Origin of the sequence: Streptomyces cavernae, assembly GCF_004023625.1 — a bacterium.
GTDB classification, from domain to species: Bacteria; Actinomycetota; Actinomycetes; order Streptomycetales; family Streptomycetaceae; genus Streptomyces; species Streptomyces cavernae.
Map to the genome: position 1 here is coordinate 42,022 of NZ_RPDJ01000052.1, position 8,390 is coordinate 50,411.

The window sequence follows — 8,390 nt, forward strand, 5'->3', positions numbered from 1 at the left end:
TGGTTATGGCCGGAGCACTGGGGGAGTAGCGCGGAGTCCGGGTGATGGGTCATGGCCCTCAGACTGGAGGCCGAGCCGATCACGGCCCATCCGGCAGATGGCTGCCGTGGCCCTGCCGAGTGGTGGGTGCTACCCCGCCGTGTGGCTGGAGCTGCAGCTCAGCGGGCCGCCGGGACCGATCGGGGCTTTAGGGTCGAGTCGGCATGGGCCGGACGGTATGAACGAAGGGTAGGGGGAGCGCGTGATCCGGGTAATGGTGGTCGACGACGAGGCTCTGGTCCGCTCGGGCTTCCAGCTGATTCTGGGCGCGTCCGAGGACATCGAGGTCGTCGCGACCGCGAGTGGCGGCGAGGCGGTCGAGACGGTCCGCCGGGAGCGGCCCGACGTGGTGCTGCTGGACATCCGGATGCCGGACGTCGACGGGCTCACCGTGCTCCGGGAACTGCGCACGATGCCGGACCCGCCGGTGGTGGCGATGCTGACGACGTTCGACGCCGACGAGTACATCCTCACCGCCCTGCACTCCGGCGCGGCCGGGTTCCTCCTCAAGGACACCGAGCCCGAGCAGCTCGCCCACCTGGTGCGCACCCTGGCCGCGGGCGGTGTGGTGCTGTCCCCCAAGGCGTCGCGGACGCTGCTGCACAGCCACCCCGGCACCGGGAGGGCCGTCGACGAGGAGGCCGCGCGGGTCCGGCTGCTCACCGCGCGGGAGCGCGACGTCCTCGTCCTGGTGGCGGAGGGGCTGTCGAACGCCGACATCGGGGCGCGTATCCACCTGGGGGCGGGCACGGTGAAGGACCACGTCAGCGCCATCCTGACGAAGCTTCGCGTGGCGAGCCGGGTGCAGGCGGCGCTGCTGGCGCAGCGGGCCGGGCTACTCGACGAGCGCCTGCGGTCGGAGGTCGGCGGATGAGCCGTGCACGCGCCCTGTGGCAGCGGGTTCCCGCGCCGGTCATCGACCTCGCCCTGGTGGCCGCGGCGGCCGTGGACGTGCGGCTGAACAACTGGGAGCCCACGCGACTGGAGCTCGCGCTGGCGGCTGTCGGGTGCACCGCGCTGGCCTTCCGGCGCCGGTTCCCGCTCGTCGTGTTCCTGCTCACCCTGCCCGTCGCGCTGATGCAGGATGTCGCCGTCGCTGTGCTCGCGGCGCTGTTCACCCTGGCCGAACGCTCCCGCAACCGCCGTCTCCTCGCCGTGTGCGTCGCCCTGGCCGCCGTCGCGAGCAGCACTCCGTGGCCCCTGGCCGAGGTCGACCGGACCATGACATTGGTCTTCTTCGCGTACGGCCTGGCTACGGCCGCGGCACCGGTCCTCTTCGGCCAGCTACTCCAGGCACAGCGGGACCTGGCGCGGCGGTTGGCCGAGATCGAGGAGGCAAGGGAACACGAGCGGACCCTGCACGCCCAGGCCGTCCTCGCTCGCGAACGCGCCCAACTGGCCCGGGAGATGCACGACGTGGTCTCCCATCAGGTCAGCCTGATCGCCGTACGGGCCGGGGCGTTGCAGGTCGCCGCCCGGGACGTGGACGCCAAGGAGGCCGCTCGCACGATCCGTTCGCTGAGCGTCACCACGCTCGACGAACTGCGCACCATGGTCACCCTGCTGCGGGCCTCCGGCGGCGACGCCACCGAGCTGACGCCTCAGCCCACGCTTGCCGACGTGCGTAAACTTGTTGAATCGAGCGGCACTCACGTACAGCTGACGGGGGAACTGCCGCCCACTGTGAGCACACCCACCCAACGTGCCCTCTACCGTACGGTTCAGGAAGCGCTGACCAACGTCCGCAAACACGCACCTGGCGCCACGGCCAGCGTCGAATTGTGGCAGGACGGCGAGGGCATCGGAGTGACCGTCACCAACACCCCATCCACGCGTTCTTCCCTGTCCCTCCCCGGCTCCCAGCAAGGCCTCGTCGGGCTGCGGGAACGTGCCGACATCCTGCACGGCACCCTGGATGCGGGCCCGACCACGGAGGGCGGCTACCGGGTGCGGCTGCGGATCCCGCTCAGCGCGGACTGAGCTGTTACTCAGGGCCTGTCCGGCGGATCATTACCTACGGCAGGTGAACCCTGGGCAGGGTGCGCCGGAAGCGGAAGCGGAAGCGGAAGCGGAAGCGGAAGGCGCGGAGGCGTCAGGCCACTGCGAACTCGGCGACGTACTCGTCGAAGGGCTCGATGCCGACTTCTGCACGGAGTTCGTCCATGCGCTCGGGCTCTTCGCAGGGCCAGGGAACCGGTGCCCCGTCCTTCACGCCGGCGATCCGAGTGCCGTAGATCTGCTTGCGGCCCTCATTGTCCAGCGTGCGGTCGCGCAAGAAGGCCAGCTCGCGTGGGCTGGCCGAGCCTGCCGACACCGCCTGCCGCATCAGCTTCAGGGCGCGTCGTTGAATTTCGAGCTGCCGGTCAGCGTGCTGGGCGACCAGCCACGCTGCGCGCGCGGCCTCCTCGCCGACCAGTTCCTCCGTCGGCCAGCCATACTCGTCCATGATCTCGCCGAGCCGGTCACCGTGCTGTGCGGTAAGCCGCCGCCAGGCCAGCTGCTCGGCAGGTGTCGTCGCTGTTCGCGCGGACGTCGGACCGGTGATCCGCCGCGGCCATGTCCGTTAGCTCCACGGCCAGCGCGGCAACGTCGTGCGCCACCCTCAACTCCCAAATGAGATCAGTGTGTTGTGTCCGTTGCCGGCAAGCCTAAAGGTGTATCCCCGCACGAATGGATCTACCCCGGAAGCCAGAGGCGGATCGCTGCGACGGTCATGGTGCCCTGGAAGACGTAGGCGCGCTTGAGGAACCTCGTGGCCACGGCGCGAGAGTCACCGCCGAGATGGTTCGGGCGGGTGCGAGGGTGCCCGCCGCCCAGACGGCCAGCGCACTTGTGCTTTTCCACCTCCGCATCCAGCCTCTCCAAGATCGCCCTGTCGCGCGCTCGACCAAGGGCCCATCCGATGACCTCGTCCGCGCTGAGGTGGAGCTTGATGTTGAGGTGCTGGGAGACCGCGGCAGCACCTCCCACCCTTCCTCGGGCGGCAACCGGTGCACTGCAATCAGGACGCGCAGAGCCTGATCGACCGTGGCATGTGAATGCACCGGTTGCTGTTGCTGGGCGTTCTCTTCCTGCAGCAGCATGACTTTCTCCTCGACTGCCCGATCGCGAGGGCGGCGGTGGGAAGACGAAGTCGGCTCACGAGGCCATGGTCCGCGGCCGGCAAACGGGCGCTGGCGCCCTGACCTGCGCTCCGCCGAGCATGCACGCTCGTCCCGCTCCCCGCCCTGACCGTCTCTGGTGCTGCGGCCGGACAGTCAACGTCCCGGCACCAGGCTGACAGCTCTGGTTTCCGCCTCGCCCACGGTGGACGACGAGAGCTACACGTGACAAGTCGCCGCGTCACTTCAGCAGCGTGCTGACCAAGGCGACGGCCACTCCAAGGATCGCGTCGGCACAGCCGATCCTGAGAGCTCGTCCCCATGTGCTGCCCGCGGCCCGGGAAGCCAGCACGCCCCAGCCCAGCAGCAGGACGGTGTTGATGCCGAAGGCGACGTACTCGATGCCTGCCGAGCGCCACCAGCCAAGGCCCGCCCCCCACAGCAGCAGTGCGGTGGGCAGCGCCGCCACCACCAGCGGCCATTCGGCGAGGACGGCACGCACCACACCCCGCACGCCGGGACGTCCGTGCGCGTCGCGGTGGGCAATCTGGTGGGCGTAACCATGGGCCAGGGCCGAGGCGAGGGCGGTGAACAGGACCCACAGGGCGTCGTCCATGCGTGCCGCTCGAGTCGTCTCGCCGAACTGGGTGAGCGCGGCGACGGCCGAACTCGACACCAGCAGCCCGTACACGCCGCCGAACAGCGCGGTCGGCTGCGCCAGCCAGCTCCATACTGCACGTCTGTGACCGATGGCGGACTCGGTGTACATGGGGGGCCTTTCGCGGTCTTGGTCTGCGTGGGTGTGGGTGTGGGTGGTTGTCCGGTCGGGGTGGGGCTCGGCCGACCGGACGACCTGGCGTGTGGTGGGTCATCGGGCGAGGGTCAGGAGCTGGTGGCCGCCAGTTGTGCGTACAGCGGGTCCTCGGTCACCAGTTCCTCGTGGGTGCCGAGGGCTCGGACCCGGCCGGCGTCCATGACGACGATGCGGTCGGCGCCGGTCACCGTGGACAGGCGGTGGGCCACCACCAGCACGGTGGTTTCGTGGGCCACCTCCGTGATGACGTCCCGCAGCGCGAGCCCGTTGACGGCGTCGAGCTGTGAGGACGCCTCGTCGAGGAGCAGCAGTCGGGGCTTGCGCAGCAGGGCTCGGGCGATGGCGATGCGCTGCCGTTCGCCGCCCGACAGTTTCGAACCGCGGTGTCCGACCGGGTGTCGAGGCCGTGGGGCAGTCGGTCGACGAGGGTGTCGAGCTTCGTGCGGGCCAGGACGTCGTGGATGTCGTCGTCGCTCGCGCCGGGCGCCGCGAAGACGAGCTTCTCCCGCAGGGGGCCGGCCAAGACGGGCGCGGTGGGACGTCTCATCCGTCGTCGGGCCGGATGCGGTGTTCACAACATTGCTTTCTTCTGCGGTCCGTCCGGCACCGCAACTAGGGTGCCGGGCGGACCGGGCGTGATCGTGTGCCGGCTCAGCGGACGAGTCCGGTGCTCGAGGAGAGGGCGCGCACCAACGCTTCGCAGACCTCAGGACGGACGACGACCAGGACGAGGGCGCCCGCAGCCAGCACCAGGCCGAAAAACTCCAGGAAGTCGCCCCTGCGAGGGACCACGTCACGCCCCGGTTCGTCGGCTGGTGAGGCGAGGGAGGTGTCGGGCTCCTTGTGCCCCGCACGGTGTGTCATGCCTCCACCCTGGAAGCCCGGCCGCCCCGCGCCCATCCGGCAACCGTCGGGTCCACCCCCGCCGAGTGGCTGGACAAGACCACCGCCCTGTCGCACCGGACCGGGTCGGGGACGAGGTTCCGCCGGTCGGCAGGGCGGCACCCGCCGATCGGCGGGGCCGTTACCGAAGCCTGCCGGATGGCCCGCCCCCTGAGCTCCGCGCGAGGTTTGCCGTATGACACAGACGCAGCCGCCGCAGGAGACGTCAGCGCTCCCGGAGAACTCACCTCCGCCGCCCCGAACGTCCCCCGAGTCCGCCGTGCCGGCCTCGGCCGGTCCCTCGATGGGACGCCTCGTCGGGGTGGATCTGGCCCGTGCGCTGGCGGTGTTCGGCATGTACGTCGTGCACATCGGCCCCCCGCTGTCCGCCACGACCGGCGTGGCGAGCTGGATCCGCTACATAGCGGATGGCCACTCATCGGTCCTGTTCGCCACCCTCGCCGGGTTCTCGCTGATGCTGCTCGCCGGCCGCCGCGAGCCCAAGACCGGCCTGGCGGGCCGGCAGGCGAAGGCCCGCATCGCGATCCGCGCCGCGGTCCTGCTGGCGCTGGGCACCGTGCTGGCGATGGAGTACGGGGGAGTGATCATCCTCGGCTTCTACGGGGTCTACTTCCTCCTCGCCCTGCCCCTGGTGCGACTGCGTGCCGGGACGCTCGCGATCATCGCGGCCGCGTTCGCCCTCGTCACACCGCAGTTGGCGTACGTTCTGACCTCGCTGCTGACTTCGTCGGTCCAGGAGAGCATCAACGCCTACGACCCGCTCCGCCGCCTCAGTGAGGTGGGAGCGCTCGATCTGCTGCTCACCGGCTTCTACCCGGCGCTCACGTGGATGTCGTTCGTGATCGCCGGCATGGCGCTGGGCCGCCTCGACCTGTCCTCCGGCACCGTTCAGAAGCGCCTCGCCGCGCTCGGCGCCTCCCTCACCGCGGCCGCCTACAGCATGTCTCTGCTGCTCGCCGGATCGGGCGCGTTGAGGAGCACGGCGGAAGACGGGTCGTCGTCCGGCGGCTCCGGTTCGATGCCCCCCGCCAGCGGTTCGATGCCCCCGGACGGGGGGTCGTTCCCCGAGATGTCCGCGTCGTTCCTGCTGAAGGCCGGGCCGCACAGCGGGACCACGTTCGACATCATCGGCAGCGTCGGAGTCGCGATCCTCGTGATCGTGGGCGCGACGGTGGCGATGGACCGCCTGCCGCGACTGCGCCGCCTGGCGAAGCCGGTCATCGCCGTGGGCACCATGTCCCTGACCGCCTACGTCGGCCACTTCCTCGCCCAGTCCGCGCTGTCCGTGCCCGCCGGGACCGGCACCCAGCAATCATGGGTGCCGCTGATCATGTTCGTCCTCGGGGCGACCGTGTTCGCCGCGATCTGGTCCCGCTTCTTCCGCCGAGGCCCCCTGGAATACCTTCTCAACGCCGCCACCAAGCCGGCGAAGCACATCCGATGAGACCCGGCCGGGGTGGGACGCCCCCTCGCTCCACCCCGGCACCGAGATGCCCGAGCAGTTCCTCATCCCTTCCCAGACTCCGACTTCGAGCCCCTGTCGGCCCTTGACAGGACGGCACTGCGCGCCCTGAAAAGCGCCGCACCGACATGGAGCCCTCGATCTCACTGCCGAGCGGCTGCGCCACCTCCAAGACGCCTTCGCATCTCCACCAGCACCGACGGCACGAACTTTCACCCAGGTCGCCTCCGGCACATGGGCCGGCAACCAGACCCTCAAGGTGGCCGAATGGCCCGCCCGGAACGTCGGCTTCGTGCGGCACAGCGGCAAGTCCGCCGACGTGGAGCGCGGGGGCACGGCGAACCGCACCAACGTCCTGCAGCGGCCCTGTCTCAACAAGGCGAACGAGAAGTGGACCTTCTCCAAGACCGGCGACGGCTAATACGAGATCAAGGGTCTGGGCAGCGGCAAGCTCCTGGAGGCCGCGGGTCTCTCCCGCGCCGACGGCGGCAACGTGGCCATCTGGGGGGACGCCAACGCCGCCAGCAGCACTGGCCCTTCACGCCCACGGGTGACGGCTACTACTTCCTCAACAACCGCTACAGCGGGCTCTGCCTCGCCGTCGACGAGGGCAGCACCGCCGACGGAGTCAACATCGAGCAACAGCCGTACCCGTCACTGACGCGGCAGCATCGGCAGATCATCGCCGTCTGACGATCCCGACGACGGTCGTCGCCTCTACCGACGCCCGCCGCTGGTGCCGATGCGGGGCCGTGCGGGCGTCCGCTCGCACGGCCCGGCGCGCGTTCGGTGGGGGTGGGGGATCACCGCAGGCGGTCCGGGCCCGGGCACCGGCCGCTGGACGAAGCGCAGGTGGCGCAGTTCCGGGACGGCGCCAGACGGGCGACCACGGCCCCGGCTCGCTGCGGTGGCACGGACCGCACCGCGTGGCGGTCTGCCCGTCCACCGGTCTGCCACCAACTCGTCGCCGGTCTCCCCATACGGCGCGCCCAGCAGGGTGCCCCGGTTCTCGTTCGTCACACGACGCCTCTTGGGCAGCCCCTGCTCCTCTCGGATGCAGTGGTGCCGACCACCGGTGGGCGGCATAGCGGCTCAGGTACGGGGCTCGGGGCCTGGGCGCCACCCGCACGGAGGTGCGTCATCCCCCGGAACCGGAAGCCTCCGGGAAGAAGTCGGCACCCTGGACGTAAGCCATCGCCTCCGCCTACTTCGGGTCGCCCATACGGCGTTCCATCTCCTCCGGGCTGACGTCCTCCACCCGCGTCTTGTGGAGGTGACGTGTTGTGCGAGATCTCTGTCTGGGCCATGCGCCCAAGGTGGCCGTTCCGGATGCTGTCACGCGTCTGCCGAGCTTGGTCACGTCCGCTGGAGTGGTGTATCGACGGCCACTCGGTGATCTCGTTTTGAAGGCTATGCGGTGAGTTCGGTGGGCAGGACGGTCTCGTCGGTTTCTGACTCGATCGGGTGTAGACGGGCTTTGGTGAGTAGCTCACGGCCCATGTAGCGACGGGCCTCGGTCCACTCGTCGTTCTGCTCGGCCAGGACCGCGCCGACGAGCCGGATCACGGCGGTGCGGTCGGGGAAGATGCCGACCACGTCGGTGCGGCGTCTGATCTCCTTGTTCAGCCGCTCCTGCGGATTGTTCGACCAGATCTGCCGCCAGATCTCACGCGGGAAGGCAGTGAAGGCCAGCAGATCGTGCTGAGCGGCGTCCAAGTGGGCCGCGGCTTTGGGGAACTTGGCCTCCAGTGCGTCCAGGACGTGGGTCATCTGGGCCTTCACCGCGTCGGTGTCGGGTTGTTCGAAAACGGTCCGCAGCAGCGTGGCCACCCAGGGCTGGGCCGATTTCGGAACCTGGCTCAGCAGGTTGCGGGCGTAGTGCGTGCGACAGCGCTGCCAGGACGCGCCGGGCAGCACGGCGCCGATGGCGTCGACCAGGCCGGCGTGGGCGTCGGAGACGACCAGCTGGACACCGGACAGGCCGCGGGCGATCAGCGAGCGCAGAAACGCCAGCCAGCCGGCGCCGTCCTCGGCGGTGGCGACGTCCAGTCCGAGGATCTCGCGGTGGCCG

General features: G+C 70.1%; 8 protein-coding genes and 2 pseudogenes. 5 read left to right on the top strand and 5 right to left on the bottom strand.

Annotation, left to right across the window (positions count from 1 at the left end):
- Positions 1-253: 253 nt before the first annotated feature.
- Positions 254-913, top strand: coding sequence for a response regulator (locus EF387_RS41495; protein WP_128381796.1), 660 nt, complete (start codon positions 254-256; stop codon positions 911-913).
- Complete coding sequence (locus tag EF387_RS41500; protein WP_128381780.1) at positions 910-2,019, top strand: sensor histidine kinase; 1,110 nt, start codon at positions 910-912, stop codon at positions 2,017-2,019. The genes EF387_RS41495 and EF387_RS41500 overlap by 4 nt, the downstream gene beginning before the upstream one ends.
- A gap of 112 nt (positions 2,020-2,131) precedes the next feature.
- Here the strand turns inward: EF387_RS41500 and EF387_RS41505 are convergent.
- The 4 genes and pseudogenes from EF387_RS41505 to EF387_RS41525 all read right to left on the bottom strand — a co-directional run bounded on the left by EF387_RS41505 (position 2,132) and on the right by EF387_RS41525 (position 4,818).
- Positions 2,132-2,639: pseudogene (locus EF387_RS41505) on the bottom strand (DUF6624 domain-containing protein).
- Positions 2,640-3,381: 742 nt separating this feature from the next.
- The gene (locus EF387_RS41515; protein ID WP_128381782.1) at positions 3,382-3,909 is read right to left on the bottom strand and encodes a hypothetical protein; all 528 of its coding nucleotides are present in this window, start codon (positions 3,907-3,909) and stop codon (positions 3,382-3,384) included.
- Positions 3,910-4,022: 113 nt separating this feature from the next.
- Positions 4,023-4,486, bottom strand: a pseudogene (locus tag EF387_RS41520) (ATP-binding cassette domain-containing protein); the annotation flags it as partial.
- Between the two features lie 119 nt (positions 4,487-4,605).
- A complete protein-coding gene (locus EF387_RS41525; protein ID WP_128381783.1) occupies positions 4,606-4,818 on the bottom strand; it encodes a hypothetical protein in 213 nt (70 codons plus the stop codon).
- Between the two features lie 214 nt (positions 4,819-5,032).
- Here EF387_RS41525 and EF387_RS41530 point away from each other — a divergent pair, with 214 nt between their 5' ends.
- The 3 genes from EF387_RS41530 (at position 5,033) to EF387_RS49815 (ending at position 7,012) form a co-directional block, all read left to right on the top strand.
- On the top strand, positions 5,033-6,301 hold the full coding sequence (locus tag EF387_RS41530; protein WP_238431996.1) for a heparan-alpha-glucosaminide N-acetyltransferase domain-containing protein: 1,269 nt from the start codon (positions 5,033-5,035) through the stop codon (positions 6,299-6,301).
- A 277-nt stretch (positions 6,302-6,578) separates the two neighbouring features.
- A complete protein-coding gene (locus EF387_RS49810) occupies positions 6,579-6,740 on the top strand; it encodes an RICIN domain-containing protein (protein WP_338058155.1) in 162 nt (53 codons plus the stop codon).
- Positions 6,710-7,012, top strand: coding sequence for an RICIN domain-containing protein (locus EF387_RS49815; RefSeq protein WP_338058156.1), 303 nt, complete (start codon positions 6,710-6,712; stop codon positions 7,010-7,012). Before EF387_RS49810 ends, EF387_RS49815 begins: the two co-directional genes overlap by 31 nt.
- Before the next feature lie 717 nt (positions 7,013-7,729).
- Here the strand turns inward: EF387_RS49815 and EF387_RS41540 are convergent.
- A partial coding sequence (locus tag EF387_RS41540) for an IS256 family transposase (RefSeq protein WP_128381784.1) occupies positions 7,730-8,390 on the bottom strand: 661 nt, incomplete at its 5' end.

What these genes read in the sequence shown, in the direction of transcription:
- EF387_RS41495 (WP_128381796.1), top strand. Translation starts at nt 254, where the DNA reads ATGGTGGTCGACGACGAGGCTCTGGTCCGCTCGGGCTTCCAGCTGATT.
- EF387_RS41500 (WP_128381780.1), top strand. Translation starts at nt 910, where the DNA reads ATGAGCCGTGCACGCGCCCTGTGGCAGCGGGTTCCCGCGCCGGTCATC.
- EF387_RS41515 (WP_128381782.1), bottom strand. Translation starts at nt 3,909, where the DNA reads ATGTACACCGAGTCCGCCATCGGTCACAGACGTGCAGTATGGAGCTGG.
- EF387_RS41525 (WP_128381783.1), bottom strand. Translation starts at nt 4,818, where the DNA reads ATGACACACCGTGCGGGGCACAAGGAGCCCGACACCTCCCTCGCCTCA.
- EF387_RS41530 (WP_238431996.1), top strand. Translation starts at nt 5,033, where the DNA reads ATGACACAGACGCAGCCGCCGCAGGAGACGTCAGCGCTCCCGGAGAAC.